The sequence below is a fragment of the Dactylosporangium sp. CA-092794 genome, from assembly GCF_050948465.1.
Classification (GTDB): Bacteria; Actinomycetota; Actinomycetes; order Mycobacteriales; family Micromonosporaceae; genus Dactylosporangium.
In genome coordinates this window covers 10,125,314-10,141,080 of the sequence record NZ_CP192044.1, presented here as the reverse complement: position 1 = coordinate 10,141,080, position 15,767 = coordinate 10,125,314, and the positions used below count along the sequence as shown (strand labels likewise).

Below are 15,767 nucleotides of genomic sequence, written 5' to 3'. Positions count from 1 at the left end.
TACCGGCCCAGCGCCCGTCCAGAAACCGCCGGTCGCGCGGCTACTGCGCGCATCAGGCGGACGCCGCGAGGTGGATGGCCTCGACCTGGCCGTCCAGGAGGACCGGGCCGGCGGCGTAGGGAACCAGCAGCGTGTCGCCCCGCCGGAGCGGCACGTCGTCCTGCTCGCCGGTCAGCCGGCCCGCTCCGGCCACCACGACCAGCACGCCGAAGCCGCGCTCCAGACGGTCGCCGCCGTGCAGGCGGCGGGCGGCGAAGAACTCGTCCGCGGCCTCGGGCAGCAGCCGGGCCGCAGTGCCGCGCAGTTCGCCGAGGCGCGATGGCGTCCAGGCGCCGCGGTCAACGCACTGCAGGGCCAGGTCGTAGCCGAGGCCCAGGTGGCCGTCGGCGAGGCCGGTGCCCTCGTACTCCAGCAGTACCGAGAAGTCGGTCGGCTCCTGGACCTCGACCAGCAGGATGCCGTCGCCGATCGCGTGCGGCAGGCCGGCGGGGCAGAGGATCGCGTCGCCGGGCGTGACCGGGATCTTGTTGGTGGCGGCGAGCATCGCCTCGGTCCGCTGCCCGTCCACCCAGCCGGCCAGCTCGGCGGCGTCCACGTCACGGGCGAAGCCCAGGTGGACGTACGCGTCGGGCCGTGCGGAGACGATGACCCAGGCCTCGGTTTTCCCGTAGGGCGAGGCGAGGTGCGCGGTGGCGAAGCGGCGGTCGGGGTGCACGTGCAACGGCAGCCGCTGCCCGGCGTCGAGCAGCTTCACCAGCACGCCGGTGTCGGCGCGCTCCGGGCCGAGCCACCAGCGCGGGTCCGCGGCGATCGCCTCGGCCAGCACGCGGCCGTCGGCCAGGGTGGACAGCCCGGCCGGGGCGAGCCCGAACCGGCTGGTCACCGAGCCCACCCAGTCCTCGGGGCGGTCGGGCAGCGCCGGCAGGGTGCGGAACTCGGCGATCCGGCCGGCGCCGCGATAGAACGTCTCGGGCTGGTTGGCGGGCAGTACCTGGACGGTCATCGGTGTCCCTTCAGCGCTAGCTCGGCGAGAAAGCCGCCGACGAACGTGTCGCCGAGCCCGACAGTAGTGGGGTTCTGGACGTCGAGCGCGAAGCCGGGGACACATTCGACGGCCTCGCCCATGCGCGAGCGCAGCGCCGCGGCGAAGGCGACGGACTCGGGCCGCCGCGGCAGCCGGCGCAGGCGCTCGACGTCCTCGCCGGTGAAATTGTCGCCGTGGCAGTAGCGGGTGGCGGCCATGACGGTGCCGGTGTCGAGGGCGTCGGCGTAGACGCCTGCGCCGAGCGACACGGCCCAGTACTTCGTGTGCAGCACCAGCGTCGGCACCGGGATGAGCGAGTGCACCGCCGTGAGCGCGTCCGCGACGTCCTCGGCCGAGAGCAGGTCGACCGGGCGGCCGAGGTACGACTGCAGTTCGTCCTCGTTCAGCCCGTACACGTCGATCTTGTCGAGCAGGGCGTCCCGGACCCGGCGGCTGAAGGCGGGCTCGTGGTACGCCGCGTCCTCGAAATAGGTCACCGCACCGTGCGGCAGCTGCCGCATGTGTGCCCTGAGGGCGGCGAGCCGCTCGTCGAGTTCCGCCTCGTCGAGCATGGCGTTGAATCCGGAGATCAGGAAGACGTCCGCCTTGGCCAGCCGGTCGCCGAGGTCGTGGGTGAGCAGCATGGCACCGTTCGCCGGGTCGTTGACGTAGATCAGGCGGTTCGGGAACGGCGCGGTGATGTCGATGTCGCTCGCCCGGACGCGCAGGCCCTTGTCGTACTGCACGATCAGGTGCGGATAGAAGGTGTCGCCGGTACCGCTGTTGATGTACTCGCTGTCCGCCGGCAGCAGCCGCCGGAAGGTGTCGTTGACGCTGACCAGGTGCAGCGTCGACGGCACGCCGAGCCGGCTCATCAGGATCCCGGCCCGCACGGAGGTACCGCCCAGGGTCTCCCGATGCGGGAACCGGTTCGCGAAGGCCGACAGCGCCGGGGCGGAGGCGACGAAGTGCTCGCCGCCTCCGCCCCGGGCCACGTACGCGAGGATCGACACCACGAGGTCCCGCTCGCTGGTCACCCTGGCCGGCGACGTCAGTTCCGCGGCGACGATGCCGTGCTCGGCGACAAGCTGCTCCAGCACGCCGGCGGTCAGCTTCAACTCGTAGTCGACGCAACCGCCGAGGCCCAGGAGTACACGGGACGCGTCGGCCATGTCAGTAGAGCGAGCCCTTGCCGATGGCGCCGAACAGCTCGATCTTCTGGGCGGCGACCACCTTCATGGCCTCGATGCAGGCGGGCTGGATGGCGTTGGGCTCGCGCACCTTCGGGTCGTTGCCCAGCACCTCGCGCATCTTGTTGTGGTAGGCGACCTTGATGTCGGTGGAGATGTTGATCTTGTTGATACCGATCCGCGCGGCCTCGCGGATCTCGTCGTCCGGGTTGCCGGAGCCGCCGTGCAGTACCAGCGGGATCTGCACCCGGCTCTTGATCTCCTTGAGCAGGTCGAGCTTCAGCTCCGGCTTGAGGTGGGCCGGGTAGAGGCCGTGGAACGTGCCGATCGCCACGGCGAGGCTGTCCACGCCGGTCTGCTCGACGAACGTGACCGCGTCGTCGGGGTCGGTGTAGATGATCTCGGCGGCGCCCGCCTCGGCGTAGGTGTCGTTCCCGCCGATCGTGCCGAGCTCGCCCTCCACGGACACGCCGACGGCGTGCGCGGCGTCGGTGACCTGCTTGGTGATCGCGATGTTGTCCTCGAACGGCCTCAGTGAGCCGTCGATCATCACGGAGGTGAAGCGGTACTGGATCGCCTGCAGGATCTGCTCGTAGGTGGCGCCGTGGTCCCAGTGGATCGCGATCGGGACGCTCGAGTTGTGCGACCGCTCGACGATGCCGGTGATCATCTCGCGGCCGATGTGCCGGACCTCATCAGGGTGGATCCCGACGATCAGCGGGGCGTTCGTCTCCTCGCTGATCTCCACGATCCCCTTGAACATCGCCCAGTCGCTGATGTTGAAGGCGGGCACGGCGAAGCTGTGCTCGTTGGCGACGTCCAGGATCGCCTTGCCGGTCGTCAGCATGTCGGTGTTTCTCCTTCTGGGTGACTGCCTTATTACGTTGCTGGAAGGTGTCAGGCCTTGACAGCGCCGGCGGTGAGCCCGCCGATGAACCGTCGCTGGAACAGCAGGAAGAGGACGAGGACCGGAATGGACCCGAGGATGCTCATCGCCATCATCTGGTTCCACTCGTACGAGTGCTGGCCCATGAGCAGCTGGATGCCGATCGGCACGGTGCGCATGTCGTCGGTACGGGTGAGCGTGAGCGCGAAGAGGTACTCGTTCCACGAGATCATGAACGTGTAGATCCCGACCGCGATCAGACCGGGCACCGAGATCGGCACCAGGATCCGCCACAGCGCGGTCCAGCTGGTGCCGCCGTCGACCTTGACGGACTCGTCCAGTTCTCGAGGCAGCGTGTTCAGGTACGCGGTGACCATGATGATCGCGTACGGCAGGGTGAACACCATGTGCGTGAGGATCAGGCCGGGATAGGTGTTGTACAGCCCGAGCGCGACGACGAGCCCGAAGTACGGAATGACGAGCGTGATCGGCGGCACGGCCTGGACGCTGACGATCACGGCGTTGATGGTCTTCTGGAGCGGAAACGTGAAGCGGCTGAACGCGAACCCGGCCAGGACGGCCACCAGCAGCGTCAGGATGGTCACCGCGAAGGCGACGATGTAGCTGTTGAGGAAGAACCGCAGCTGGGCACCGTTGCCCAGGATCTCCCGGTAGGCGTCGAACGAGAAGCTCTTGGTGATGAGCTTCGGCGGGTTCTGGAAGACCTCCCCGTTGCTCTTGAACGAGGTGGACAGCATCCACAGGACCGGCAGGCCGGCGAACAGCCCGCCGATGACGAGCCCGGTGATGACGCCGGCCTTGGCGAGGGTGCGACGGGTCTTGACCGTGACGGCCATGTGTCTCACCGCTCCCGCTGCTGGCGTACGTAGAAGAAGGCCAGGACCATCGTCAGCAGCAGCACGATCACGGCGGCGGCGGACGCGGTCGCGAACTCGTACTCGCTGAAGGCTTGCTTGTAGGTGTAGGTGCTGAGCATCTCGGTGGCGTGCAGCGGCCCGCCGCCGGTCGTCATCCAGATCAGTGCGAACTGCTGGGACGTCCAGATCAGGTCGAGTACCGCCATGCTGACGATCACCGGCCGCAGCTGGGGCAGCGTCACGTGCAGGAACCGCTGGAACCAGTTCGTCCCGTCCACGGCGGCCGCTTCGTACAGATCGTTGGGGATGCTCTGCAGCCCGGCGAGCAAGCTGATCATGAAGAACGGGTAGCCGGACCAGATGTTGACGAACGTGACCGCCCAGAGCGCCTTGCCGGGGTCGCCGAGCCAGTTCACGCCCTCCTGAATCAGGCCCAGCGTGCGCAGCACGGAGTTGACCACACCGGACGGGTCGAGCAGCAGCCGCCAGATGACGGCGATCACCGCGATCGTGAACAGCCAGGGCAGGATGTAGACGATCCGGAAGATGGCCTTGGTGACCCCGCTCAGCAACTGGGTGTTGAGCATCATCGCGAAGGCCAGGCCGAGGGCCAGGTGGGCGACGGTGCTGACCGAGATGAAGACGGCGGTGTTCTTCAGCGCGGCCAGGAAGTCCGGGTCGGTGAGCACCTTGGTGTAGTTGGCGAACCCGGCGAACACCGAGTTCTCCTGGACGATCACGTTGTCCCGGAACGAGTAGCTGATCACCATGACGATGGGGACCACCATCAGGACCACGACCAACAGCACCGTGGGGGACAGATAGCCGTACGGGATCAGGCGCCGGGCCAGAGCGGAGCGGTTGCGGCCCGGCGTGTCCTGCTCCTCGATGGGCGCCGCGGTTTTCGGCGCCGTCATGGATGTCATCGCTGTCTCCTTGATCGGGCGCCGCGCCGGTGGACCGGCACGGCGCCCGGGCGGGCTACTCGATCACCGAGGACCAGGACTCCTGCGCCTTGGCGAGGGCATCGTCGACCGTGGTCTTGCCGGTCAGCACGAGTTGGAGTTGCTCGTCGAAACTGCGCATCAGGTCCTCGGACTTGGGCAGGCCGACGAACTCGTTGGCCGGGTACCCCTGCTGGTAGATGTCGAAGGCGGTCTTGAACAGCGGGTCACTGTTGCCGAAGTCGGGCTTGGCGTTCTTGTTGCCCGGGAAGCCGTTCGCGATCGTGCTCAGCTTCGCGTTGGTGTCCTGGCTGAGCAGGTAGGACACGAACTTGAACGCCTCGGCCTTGTGCTTGGTGGAGTTGGAGATGCCGATGCCCCACGACGCGTACGGGATGCCGCGCTTGCCGGTGTAGCCGTCCTCGGCCGGCAGGGCCGCCACCTCGAACTTCAGGTCCGGCTTGTTCTTCTTGATCAGGTTGATGTGCGCGAGCGAGTCGATCATCATGCCGACCTGGCCGTTGGTGAACTTCTCGACCTTGTCCTGCTCTTTCATGGTGAGCGAGCCGGGGGCGATGACGCCGGCGTCGTTCAGGCTCTTGACGTACTCGACCGTGCTCTTGACCGGCGCGCTGTTCAGGTTGGGCTTGCCGTCGGTCAGCATGCTGCCGCCGGACGCCCAGAGCCAGGACATGACGTCGTTCTGGATGCCGTTGGGGACGGCGGTGTCGAGCGGGAGCGCCCAGCCCTTCACGTCGCCGCCGGTCGCGCTGATCTTCTTGGCCGCGTCGAGGAACTGGGTGCGCGTGGCGGGCACCTCGGCGACGCCGGCCTTGGCGAGCAGGTCCTTGTTGACGAAGAGCGGGTAGACGAAGTTGACCACGGGGATCATGTAGGTCTTGCCCTTGATCTGCACCTGGCTGGCGAGCTGGCCGGTGTCGTAGTTCGCGTCGGTCATCAGCTTGGACAGGTCGGTGATCGCGCCCTGCTTGGCGAAGTCGTTGACCCAGGCGCCGTCGAGCCCCACCACGTCGGGCAGGGTCTTCGACGCGGCGCCGGTGATCAGCTGCTGTTTGGTGGAAGCGTACGGCGCGCTCAGCAGCTTGATCTTGATGTTCGGGTTCTGCGCGGTGAAATCGTTGACGATCTTGTCGAACTCCCCGGCCGGAAGCTCGGCCCCCCACCACTGGGCGAACTCCAGCGTCACGCTGCCGTCCGAGGCGGTGCCGCCCGAGCCGCCCGAGCCGCACGCCGCCACGAACGCGACCGTCGCGGCCGCTGTCACCGCCCCTATCACTCGCTTCAGCCGGGTTGCACGAACCGCCATGACGGACTCCTTCTATATCGAGATCTTTCTGTTCTGTGCCGTGTTGGCGTCACGTTAGCAGCGTGTTACGGATTAGAACAAGAGAAGAACAGCAGAAAACTGCGGAGTACGGCATACTCTTGCGCTATGAAGCAGAGCCTGGCATCCCGTCGCCACCCTCCGGGCTGGAGTTTGCCCGGTTGGTACCGGTCCTCGGTGGACCCTGCCCATCCTTGCAGCTCTTCGCGGCTCTACGCAGCGATGTGCTCAGTGTGCACGCAGGTGTGGCATACTGCCGCACGGACAAAGGGGGAACAGTGAGCGTTGGCAGGGACGAGCGGCAGCGCCATCTACCTGCTGGACGCAAGGCTCAGCTGGCCGCGTATGTTGCCGACACCGGCCAGGTCACGGTGGGCGAGCTGGCCGAACGCTTCGGCGTCTCCATCGATACCGTGCGACGCGATCTCGATCAGCTGGCCGCCGAGGGCATCCTGGTGCGCACGTACGGCGGCGCCGTCAGCCTGTCCACGGTCTTCCGCACCGACCGCACCGTCGACCAGCGGCTCACCGTGCAGGAGCAGGAGAAGGAGAAGATCGCGGCGCTGGCCGCGGCACTGGTCAAGGACGGCTCGACCATCATGATCAACGGCGGGACGACGACCCTCGCGCTCGCCCGCAACCTCGGCCAGCACCGCGACCTCACGGTTGCGACCAACAATCTGCTGGTGCCGGGCGCGCTCCCGCCCACCGCCATCCGCGACATCTACGTCTTCGGCGGCGCGGTGCGCGCGCTCACCCTCGCCACGATCGGCCCGGTCAGCTTCCGCGCCAACACCGGCGCCGAGCTGGACATCAGCTGCGATCTGGCGCTGATCGGCGTCGGCGCGGTCGCCGCCGACGCCGGCTACACGACGAGCAACCTCGCCGAGGCCGCGATGATGCAGGAAATGATCTCCCGGGCGACCCGCGTGGCGATCCTCGCCGACTCCTCCAAGTTCGGCCGCCGCCTGTTCGCCCAGGTGTCGGAGCTCGGCGCCGCCGACTACCTGATCACCGACACCGCACCGCCACCCGACCTGCGCGACGCCCTCAAGGCGAGCGGCGTCGAGCTGCTCACCCCCGGGGCCAAGGCCCTAGCTCCACGGCAGGCGTGACCGTTCCTGCCAATACCGGGTCGCCGGCATCGCCAGGCCTTCCCACCGCGCGGCCCGCCGCAACCGCAGTAGGCGCGCGGGCCCGGCGACGGCACCTACTACTTCTGGTCCCCGATCCGCTGAGCGACCCCAACGGCTGACGGAACGCCGGCGGTTGTGGTCAGGGCGTCGATCAGACCGGGGAAGCGGGCGTCGAGCTCGTCGCGGCGCAGCTCGATGGTGTGCGTGCGGCCGGCCACGACGGTGCGGGTCAGGCCCGCCTGCCGCAGCGTGCGGAAGTGGTGCGTCATGGTCGATTTGTGCACGCCGAAGTCCCAGTGCGTGCCGCATTTGCCGTGCGGCAGGCCGTCGGCGAGCGTCTGCACGATGCGCAGGCGGATCGGGTCGGCGACCGCCCGCAGCACGTCGACCATCGTCACGTCGGCGATGTCCGGCATCGCGTCGTCCTCCCGGGCCATGCCTCCACCATACAGTTGGACATCCGTCATACCGTCGCCTATGTTAACGGTATGACGGATGTCCAACAATCCGGTTCGGCGCGCTGGTCCTGGGACGCCGACGGCGTCGTCACCGTGACCCTCGACGACCCCGGCCGCACCGCGAACATGCTCAACCGGCGCCACTACGACGGGCTCGGCGCGTGCCTCGACGACCTCACCCGGCAGCTCGGCCGGCTGCGCGGCGTGGTGCTCACCTCGGCGAAACGCTCCTTCATCGCCGGCCCCGACTTCGTGCCGGGCGAGATCACCCCGGACGAGGCGGCCGGCACCTACGACCTGCTGACGCCCCTGCGCGACCAGGCGCGCCGCCTGGAGACCCTGGGCCGGCCGGTCGCCGCCGCGCTCAACGGCTCCGCGCTCGGCGGCGGCTTCGAGCTGGCGCTGGCCTGCCACTACCGGGTCGGCCCGAACGACCCGTCGGTCGTGTGGGCGCTCGCCGAGACCGGAATGGGCATCATTCCCGGAGGCGGCGGGACGGTCCGGGCGACGCGGATGTTCGGGATCGCCGCGACGGTGCTGGAGATCGTCGGGCCGGGCACGGCGTATCACCCGGCCCGGGCGCTGGCCGCCGGCTTGGTGGACGAGCTGGCCGACGACGTGGTCGCCGCGGCGCGGGCCTGGGTGCTGGCGCAGCCGGCCGGGCATTTCGTGCAGCGGTGGGAGCGGCCCGGCTATGAGATTCCCGGGGGTACCGCGGAGCCGCCGGGTCTTGCCGAGGAGGTGAGCCGCCGCTCCGAGGGGTCGCCGGTGCGTGCGCTCGCCGCGGTGCTGCAGGTGGCGGTGCGGAGCGCGGCGGCGCCGCTGGACGAGGCTTTCGAGATCGAGACGGCGGCTTGCCGGGCGTTGCTGAGCGCGCCCGAGTTCCCGGATCTGGCGCATCTCTTTTATGCGATGCGTACGGTCGCCACGGTGCCCGCCGACCTTCCGCCGACCGGCGCGCACGCCGGCCTGCGTGAGTTCCCGCAGATCGCCGCCAACCCCCTGGCCGCGGTGTTCTTCGCCCCCGACGCCCCGATCGTCGAGATCACCGACGCTGCCCTCATCCCCGAGGTCCGCGCGAAGGGCGGCATCCCCGTGCTGATCCACGGCGGCCACGTCTCCTTCGTGCAGACCCTGCTGGACGCCGGCCCCGACCCCGCCGCCATGGCCGCCGCCGCCCGCCGCGCCCTCGACAACGGCCTGCGGATCGACCCAGCCGGGGCCGACGTCGCCTCGGTCCTCGCGACCGGCTTCCCCTCCTGGACCGGCGGCGTCCTGCACGCCGGAGACGCCCGGTGAGGTATTCGCTCGTCGAACTGGCCCCGGTCGCGCCCGGCGGCACCAAGCGGGAAGCCCTCGACCGGGCCCTCGCCGCCGCCGAAGAGGCCGAACACCTCGGCTTTCACCGGTTCTGGTTCGCCGAGCACCACCACGTGCGGGGATACGCCGCACAGGACCCGGCCCCGCTGATCGCGGCGGCCGCCCAGCGGACCCGGAGAATCCGCCTCGGCTCGGGTGCCGTCCTCCTCAACCACTACAGCGCCTTCAGCGTCGCCGAACGCTTCCTGATGCTCGAATCGCTCGCGCCCGGCCGCATCGACCTGGGGCTCGGCCGCGCCACGGCCACACCGCTCATCGACTACGCGCTGCGCCGTGACCGAAACAGCCAACCGGCCGACGATTTCCACGACCAGGTGCAGGAGATCATCGGGTACCTCCACAAGGCATTCGACCGCGCCCACCCCTTCGCGGCGATCGACCTCACGGCCGGAATCGACGGCATTCCCGAGGTCTGGGTGCTCGGCTCCTCCGGCGCGAGCGCCGGCCTCGCTGCCCGGCTCGGCATCGGCTACACCTTCGGCGGCCATATCAACCCGGACCTGACTTCCCGCGCGCTCCGCCATTACCGCGAAGCCTTCACGAAAACACCATTCGGAACCGGCGGCCCACAGCCGATGCTCGCGCTCAACATCGTCGCCGCCGACGACGAGGAGCAGGCACACCAGCTGACCTGGCCCGCGCGAGCCCTGCGGGCCGGTGGACGGGACCGGCCCATCCCCACCCTGGAACAGGCCAGGGCGGAGCTGAGCGCCGCGGCGAAAGCGCAGCCGAGCACGATCGCCGGCGGCGTCATTCCGCCGCAGATTTCCGGGACTCCGGCAACCCTGCGGGCTCAGCTCGAACCGATGATCCGGGAATCGGGTGCGACCGAGGTCATGGTCCAGGACATGTTGACCGATTCCGCGGCGCGAACCCGGTCACGCCAGATTATCGCGGAGGCCCTCCAGTCCATCACCATCTAAGCCGGCCGGCCGTCGCGCTCAGCCGGGGCCAGCGTCTGCTCAAAGCCACGCGTGCGTCGTGCACAGCCCTAGGACCAGTGAGGCCTTCACAGCTCGATGGTGCCGTGGATTGAGGTCGCGGCGGTGTCACGGTCGACGACCGTCGAGTTGAGGTCCACCGCGGGTAGTCGGCGGCGTCCACGGTGTCCGCCGCGCAGCCGAGCGAGCCGGCACTGATCGTCGACCGGCGTTCGGAGCCCGGCGCGGCCGAAGCCGGCCCGGCGACCGCGACCGCGGCCAGCGATGCGATCGCAGCCGTGATGAGCATGCGATGTATGTCTCCGTGATCATGCTGCCCACAGTGGCCGCACCACGGGTTTGCCATGATCCCGGAGACTTGTGGCACACGGGGGTACATCAGCGCTCCGTGATCATGAAAAACCGTTGGTGTCGGGGCCAGTTGCGCATGATCGCGGAGACTTCCGGCCGCTACGCCGAAGTTTGCCTGCGAGGGAACCGGTGGGTCGGCTCGGGGGTGGTAGTAGGTATGAGCCGGTCGCCGAATGACGCTGTCGCGGATCTCTACTCGGCGTCCTATGGCCGGCTCGTGGGCGTCGTCGCTCTCGTCGCGGAGAGCCGGGCGGACGCCGAGGAGTGCGTTCAGGAGGCGTTCGTCAGGCTGCTCGGCCGATGGGACCGTGTGTCACCGGCACGCTCCTACAGGTGGGCGGCCGTCTGGAGCTCACGTCGGGCACCCCCAGGACACCGGTTCGGGGGATCCCAGGCATTGTGCGGTTCAGAGGGCAGGGCGGCAGCGTCGTCGAGACGGTTGCCGGCCGGAGCGGCGAGTTCACGCTGACCGTTGCACCGGGCCGGTACGACGTCACTGGTTTCCCGTCGTACCTGGGGGCCAGTAGCCCGCCAGGATCTGCGGCAGGCGCGCGTGAGGTCCCGCCCGTGGTCTCGGCAAGCGACGATCCGAGCACCCCTGGCACCAGGCCGCCCGTCAGCGATTTCGCACCGTGCCGGGTTGATGTCCCGGTCACCGTGCCGACGGGGGGTCTCAGCGACGTTCAGGTGGTGTGCGACAGGCGGTGAACCAAGGCCGGCGCGCTGAAGCTCCCACGCCGATGGGGCTGACGGAGGCCCGCCCGTCGCGCGCGCTCGGCGCGGATCGACGCTCGGCGATCAGAGGTTGATTTCTGGAGCGTTGGCGGTAACATCATCGACACATTCAAACTAATCTCATCATACCCCACCACTCAGTGCGCGAGATTCTGCTCGTTTGCGGGTGATGCTGTTCGAGGTTGCCCGCGTAGGCCCTTGTCCCGCCCGCGCCACAGCGATGCGCCCCCGCCTGGCGCGGGATCGACCTGGAAAGGTCCGCCTCGATGCCCCCGAGCCCCCGCCGCCGCTCGAGCCTGCGCGCTTGGCGGCTGATCCGCCCCGAGCCCACCAAACCCGCCGCACACCGCACCGACCTCGGACCCGTCGGGCTGGGCCGACGCGGCCGGAACCGCCGGCGCTCGCTGCGGGCACTCACCCGCGCCGCCGTGGTCGCGATGGTGCTCGCGCTCGCCGTCGGCCTGCCGTCCGCTGCCGGCGCCGCCCCGGACCCGGCCCGTGCGGGCCGGTCGCACACGGTCGGCTACGACGGCTACTCGTACCTGATCGACGGGAAGCGTGTGTACCTGTGGTCCGGTGAGTTCCACTACTTCCGGCTGCCGAACCAGGACCTGTGGGTCGACGTGCTGCAGAAGATGAAGGCGGCCGGCTTCAACGCGGTGTCGCTCTACTTCGACTGGGGCTACCACTCGCCGGCGCCCGGAGTCTACGACTTCACCGGCGTGCGTGACGTGGACAAGCTGCTGGACATCGCTGACCGGCTCGGCATCTACGTCATCGCCCGGCCCGGACCGTACATCAATGCGGAGGTCGACGGCGGCGGCTTCCCGGGCTGGCTGTCCACCAAGCCGGGCACGACCCGCACCAGCGACCCCGACTACCTCAGGTACTCCGACGAGTGGCAGACCCGGATCGACCGGATCCTGGCCCGGCACCTGCTGACCAACGGCACCGGCTCGATCATCGAGTACCAGGTGGAGAACGAGTACTACCGCGGCGACGCCGCGGGTCGCGTGTACATGCGGCACCTGGAGGACAAGGCGCGCGCCGACGGCATCACCGTGCCGCTGGTCGGCAACAACAACGGTACGTTCAGCACCGGCGACGCGGCCCTGGACGTGGATGGCATGGACGCCTACCCGCAGGGCTTCGACTGCGGCAACCCGGCCCGGTGGAGCGGCGTGCCGAACATCAGCGGCGGCAAGGCGGCCGGCAAGCCGCTGGAGACCGCCGAGTACCAGGGTGGTGCCTTCGACCCGTGGGGTGGCCCCGGGTACGACAACTGCGCACGACTCATCAACGACCAGTTCGCCAGCGTCTTCTACAAGCAGAACATCGCCGTCGGCGCCACCTCGCAGAGCTTCTACATGCTCTACGGCGGCACCAACTGGGGCTGGCTCGGCGAGCCGGAGAACTACACCTCCTACGACTACGGTGCGGCGATCCGCGAGACCCGCGAGCTGGACCCGAAGTACTACCAGGACAAGCTCATCGGCTACCTGACCCAGGCGGCGGCGCCGCTGGCCAAGACCGACGCGATCCCGGCCGCGAAGCCGGACAACACCCGGATCGTGGACACCGCGCGGCGCAACCCCGACACCGGTACCCAGTTCCACGTGCTGCGCCACGGCGACTCCACGTCGACGTCGGCCGACAGCACGCACATCGCGATCGACTTCAACGCGAGGCCGGTGGTCAGCTACACGTACGACGACAACGACCCCGCGCTGCAGTACACCGGGACCTGGTCGCACGTGGCCGACCAGAGCTATACCGGCGGCGACTACAAGAACACCGAGTCCTTCTCCAACCGTGCCGGCGATGCAGTGACAATTCCCTTCACGGGTACGGCGATCCGGTGGATCGGTTCGCAGACCGACAACCACGGCTTCGCCGACGTGTACCTCGACGGCGAGCTGCAGGCCACTGTGGACGATTCCGGCAGCGCCAACCAGGCGGTGCTGTTCGAGCGCGGCGGGCTGACCGACGGCCCGCACACCCTGCGGATCGTCGTGGACGGCCGGCACGGCTCCGGCTCGACCGACAACTACGTGGCCATCGACGCCGTCGACCTGTCGGTACCCGGGCCGGCGACCTACCCGCTCGTGCCGCAGGAGCCGGGCACCGGGATCACCCTGAACGGCCGCGACTCGAAGATCATCGTCGCCGGCTACAGCCTGGGCGGCAACGAGCTCCGGTACTCCACCTCGGAGCTGATGACCGACGCCACCATCGGCGGCCGGGACATCGCGGTGCTCTACGGCGACGCCGGCTCGGCCGGCGAGACCGTGCTTAACTACCCGACCCGGCCAACCGTCGCCGCCACCGGCGGCACGGTGACGTCCACCTGGGACCCGGCGACCGGCGACCTGCGGCTGAACTACACGCACGGCGGCCTGATCCGGGTGACGGTGGGCGGCGGGGAGCACCCGCTCCTGCTGCTGCTGGCCGACAAGGACACCGCGGAGACCTTCTGGCGGCAGGACACCGCGGCCGGCCCGGTGCTCGTCCGCGGCACCCACCTGCTGCGCGGCGCGACCAGCCGGGCGTCCACTGCCGACCTGACCGGGGACGTCGGCACCGACGGTTCGCTCGAGGTGTTCACCGCCGCGCACCAGCTGACCTGGAACGGTGCGCCGGTACGGGCCACCAGGTCGCCATCCGGGAGCCTGGTCGGGCAGTTGCCGACCGCCCGGCCGGTCGCCCTGCCGGCGCTGACCAACTGGGTGCACACCGAGGAGTCGCCCGAGGCGCGACCCGGGTTCGACGACTCGACCTGGACGGTCGCCGACAAGATGACCAGCAACAGCATCACCGGCCCGGGTTCGCTGCCGGTGCTGTTCGCCGACGACTACGGCTTCCACACCGGCAGCACCTGGTACCGCGGCCGGTTCACCGGTACCGGTGCGGAGACGGGCATCACGCTGACCGCGCAAAGCGGTGGTGGCGCCGCCGCCTCGTCGGTCTGGTTGAACGGCACGTTCCTGGGCAGCGCCACGTCCGACGGGACCACGACCTACCCGCTCCCGGCCGGAGTGGTCCACAGTGGACCCGACAACGTGCTGTCCGTGCTGACCGTGAACATGGGCCACGAGGAGGACTACAACCAGTCCAGCGGCAACAAAGCGGCCCGCGGGCTGGTCGGCGCGTCGCTGGCCGGCGCACCGCTGAACACCATCACCTGGCGGCTGCAGGGCGTCCGCGGCGGCGAGACCCCGCTCGACACGGTGCGCGGCCCGCTGAGCGTCGGCGGCCTGTGGGGCGAGCGGGCCGGCTGGTACCTGCCGGGCTATCCGACCAGCACCTGGAAGCCGGTCACCCTGCCGGTCGGCGACACCACGCCGGGCGTGTCCTGGTATGCCACCCGCGTGTCGCTGAACCTGCCGCACGGGCAGGACACGTCGCTCGGCCTGACCATCACCGACGACCCGTCCCGCCGGTACCGGGCGCAGCTGTTCGTCAACGGCTGGGACATCGGTCACTACGTCAACGACGTCGGGCCGCAGCACAGCTTCCCGATCCCGACCGGCGTCCTCAACCCGAACGGCGTCAACGACGTCAAGATCGCGGTGTGGAACCTGGACGGCTCCACCGGTGGCCTGGGCACCGTGGCACTGACCAACTACGGCGGCTACGCGTCCTCGCTGAGCGTCGCGGGCAACGACGGCCCGCGCTACAACGGTGCGCAGTACCGGATGCCGAAGACGCCGACCGCCGCCGTCGCGCTCCAGGTTCCCGGCTCGGTCAGCGCTGGCGAGCAGTTCACCGCGACGGCGACGGTCAGCGTCCACGGCGCTGCGGCCACGAACATCACCACGGCGCTCGCCCTGCCCGACGGCTGGACGGCGAGCGCGCCGAGCCCGGCCCGGATCGACAAGCTCACCAACGGCCGGTCGGCCGAGGTCACGTTCACGGTTACCGCCGGCCCGACGCTCGCGAAGCAGAGCCCGATCACCGCCACCGCGACGCTGACCCAGGAGGGCAGGCGGCGCAGCGTCGGTGACGAGCGGATCGTCGGCGCCGTGCCGCCGCTGCCGCCCGCCGGCCAGGACCAGGTCGGCGACCTGCCGTGGCTGTCGGCGACCAACGGCTGGGGACCGGTGGAGCGGGACACCAGCGTGGGCGAGCAGGCCGCCGGTGACGGGCACCCGATCACCATCAACGGCACCGTGTACCCGAAGGGTCTGGGCACCAACTCGGTCAGCGACGTCGCCGTCTACCTCGGCGGCACCTGCAGCCGGTTCACCGCGACCGTGGGCATGGACGACGAGAAGGGCAACGTCGGAACGGTGACGTTCAGCGTGGTCCTCGACGGCGTCACGCTGGTCACCACGCCGACCGTCAACGGCTCCACACCGGCGGCGACCATCGACGTCCCGGTCACCGGTGGCCAGGTGGTCGACCTGGTCGTCGGGGATGCCGGCGACGGCAACGGCAACGACCACGGCGACTGGGCCAACCCGGTGCTCACGTGCGCCGGGTGACCGATGTACAGAAAG

12 protein-coding genes are annotated in these 15,767 nt (G+C 69.4%); 5 read left to right on the top strand and 7 right to left on the bottom strand.

From position 1 onward, the window contains the following. Nucleotides 1-52: 52 nt before the first annotated feature. The 6 genes from ACQPXD_RS43490 to ACQPXD_RS43465 are packed head-to-tail and all read right to left on the bottom strand — an operon-like array spanning nt 53 to nt 6,249. Nucleotides 53-1,003: a class I mannose-6-phosphate isomerase gene (locus tag ACQPXD_RS43490; protein ID WP_432828799.1), complete on the bottom strand. Its 951-nt coding sequence runs from the start codon at nt 1,001-1,003 to the stop codon at nt 53-55. Then, nucleotides 1,000-2,196, bottom strand: a complete 1,197-nt coding sequence (locus ACQPXD_RS43485) for an ADP-dependent glucokinase/phosphofructokinase (RefSeq protein ID WP_432828797.1) — start codon at nt 2,194-2,196, stop codon at nt 1,000-1,002. Before ACQPXD_RS43485 ends, ACQPXD_RS43490 begins: the two co-directional genes overlap by 4 nt. Before the next feature lies 1 nt (nt 2,197). Next, complete coding sequence (locus ACQPXD_RS43480; protein ID WP_432828795.1) at nt 2,198-3,061, bottom strand: ketose-bisphosphate aldolase; 864 nt, start codon at nt 3,059-3,061, stop codon at nt 2,198-2,200. Between the two features lie 50 nt (nt 3,062-3,111). Further along, on the bottom strand, nt 3,112-3,957 hold the full coding sequence (locus tag ACQPXD_RS43475) for a carbohydrate ABC transporter permease (RefSeq protein WP_432828793.1): 846 nt from the start codon (nt 3,955-3,957) through the stop codon (nt 3,112-3,114). 5 nt (nt 3,958-3,962) lie between these two features. After that, entirely contained in the window at nt 3,963-4,904 is a 942-nt protein-coding gene (locus tag ACQPXD_RS43470; protein WP_432828791.1) for a carbohydrate ABC transporter permease, read from the bottom strand. Nucleotides 4,905-4,959: 55 nt separating this feature from the next. Further along, nucleotides 4,960-6,249, bottom strand: a complete 1,290-nt coding sequence (locus ACQPXD_RS43465; protein ID WP_432828789.1) for an ABC transporter substrate-binding protein — start codon at nt 6,247-6,249, stop codon at nt 4,960-4,962. Between the two features lie 296 nt (nt 6,250-6,545). Between ACQPXD_RS43465 and ACQPXD_RS43460 the strand changes: the two genes are divergently transcribed. Next, nucleotides 6,546-7,382, top strand: a complete 837-nt coding sequence (locus ACQPXD_RS43460; protein WP_432828787.1) for a DeoR/GlpR family DNA-binding transcription regulator — start codon at nt 6,546-6,548, stop codon at nt 7,380-7,382. Between the two features lie 98 nt (nt 7,383-7,480). Here the strand turns inward: ACQPXD_RS43460 and ACQPXD_RS43455 are convergent, their stop codons facing one another. Further along, nucleotides 7,481-7,840, bottom strand: coding sequence for an ArsR/SmtB family transcription factor (locus tag ACQPXD_RS43455; protein WP_432828786.1), 360 nt, complete (start codon nt 7,838-7,840; stop codon nt 7,481-7,483). Nucleotides 7,841-7,891: 51 nt separating this feature from the next. Here ACQPXD_RS43455 and ACQPXD_RS43450 point away from each other — a divergent pair, with 51 nt between their 5' ends. From ACQPXD_RS43450 to ACQPXD_RS43435, 4 genes are all read left to right on the top strand, one after another. Next, entirely contained in the window at nt 7,892-9,160 is a 1,269-nt protein-coding gene (locus tag ACQPXD_RS43450; protein ID WP_432828784.1) for an enoyl-CoA hydratase/isomerase family protein, read from the top strand. Further along, complete coding sequence (locus ACQPXD_RS43445) at nt 9,157-10,164, top strand: MsnO8 family LLM class oxidoreductase (protein ID WP_432828782.1); 1,008 nt, start codon at nt 9,157-9,159, stop codon at nt 10,162-10,164. The genes ACQPXD_RS43450 and ACQPXD_RS43445 overlap by 4 nt, the downstream gene beginning before the upstream one ends. A 310-nt stretch (nt 10,165-10,474) precedes the next feature. Further along, nucleotides 10,475-11,002, top strand: coding sequence for an RNA polymerase sigma factor (locus ACQPXD_RS43440; protein ID WP_432828781.1), 528 nt, complete (start codon nt 10,475-10,477; stop codon nt 11,000-11,002). Between the two features lie 532 nt (nt 11,003-11,534). Further along, nucleotides 11,535-15,752, top strand: coding sequence for a beta-galactosidase (locus ACQPXD_RS43435; RefSeq protein WP_432828780.1), 4,218 nt, complete (start codon nt 11,535-11,537; stop codon nt 15,750-15,752). Nucleotides 15,753-15,767 lie beyond the last annotated feature (15 nt).